We start from the raw sequence: 1,117 nt of genomic DNA, 5'->3' as shown, positions 1-1,117 counted from the left end.
TGTGTGTGTTGGTGCCCGAGTAGCACGGGACTCGTGGAATGTCGTGTGAATCTGCCAGGACCACCTGGTAAGGCTGAATACTCTTGGTGACCGATAGCGGATAGTACCGTGAGGGAATGGTGAAAAGTACCCCGGGAGGGGAGTGAAAGAGTACCTGAAACCGTGTGCCTACAATCCGTCAGAGCCTCCTTGTGGGGTGATGGCGTGCCTTTTGAAGAATGAGCCTGCGAGTTAGTGGCATGTGGCGAGGTTAACCCGTGTGGGGAAGCCGCAGCGAAAGCGAGTCCGAACAGGGCGGTCAGTCGTGTGTCCTAGACCCGAAGCGGAGTGATCTAGCCATGGGCAGGGTGAAGCGCCGGTAAGACGGCGTGGAGGCCCGAACCCACCTAGGTTGAAAACTGGGGGGATGATCTGTGGTTAGGGGTGAAAGGCCAATCAAACTCTGTGATAGCTGGTTCTCCCCGAAATGCATTTAGGTGCAGCGTTACGTGGTGCTTTGCGGAGGTAGAGCGACTGGATGACTGATGGGCCCGCGAGGGTTACTGACGTCAGCTAAACTCCGAATGCCGTGAAGTCAGCGTGGCAGTGAGACTGCGGGGGATAAGCTTCGTAGTCGAGAGGGAAACAGCCCAGACCATCAACTAAGGTCCCTAAGCGTGTGCTCAGTGGAAAAGGATGTGGAGTTGCAGTGACAACCAGGAGGTTGGCTTAGAAGCAGCCACCCTTGAAAGAGTGCGTAATAGCTCACTGGTCAAGTGATTCCGCGCCGATAATGTAGCGGGGCTTAAGCACACCACCGAAGTTGTGGCAAAAACATGTAACCGATAACTCGGGTGTTTTTGGGTAGGGGAGCGTCGTGTGGCCGGTGAAGCTGCGAAGTGATTCAGTGGTGGAGGCTATACGAGTGAGAATGCAGGCATGAGTAGCGAAAGACGGGTGAGAAACCCGTCCGCCGAATGACCAAGGGTTCCAGGGCTAGGTTAATCCGCCCTGGGTTAGTCGGGACCTAAGGCGAGGCCGACAGGCGTAGTCGATGGACAACGGGTTGATATTCCCGTACCAGTGAAGAACCGTCCATACCGAAGAATCTGATACTAACCAGTGCCACACCCGCACT

Annotated in this window: 1 rRNA gene; it reads left to right on the top strand. The window is 55.5% G+C overall.

Annotated features, from left to right (window positions below):
- Positions 1-1,117 (top strand): 23S ribosomal RNA (locus HMPREF3087_RS10200); the annotation flags it as partial.

The organism is Brevibacterium sp. HMSC22B09 (assembly GCF_001806795.1).
GTDB classification, from domain to species: Bacteria; Actinomycetota; Actinomycetes; order Actinomycetales; family Brevibacteriaceae; genus Brevibacterium; species Brevibacterium ravenspurgense.
This window is presented reverse-complemented; position numbering and strand designations above follow the sequence as displayed.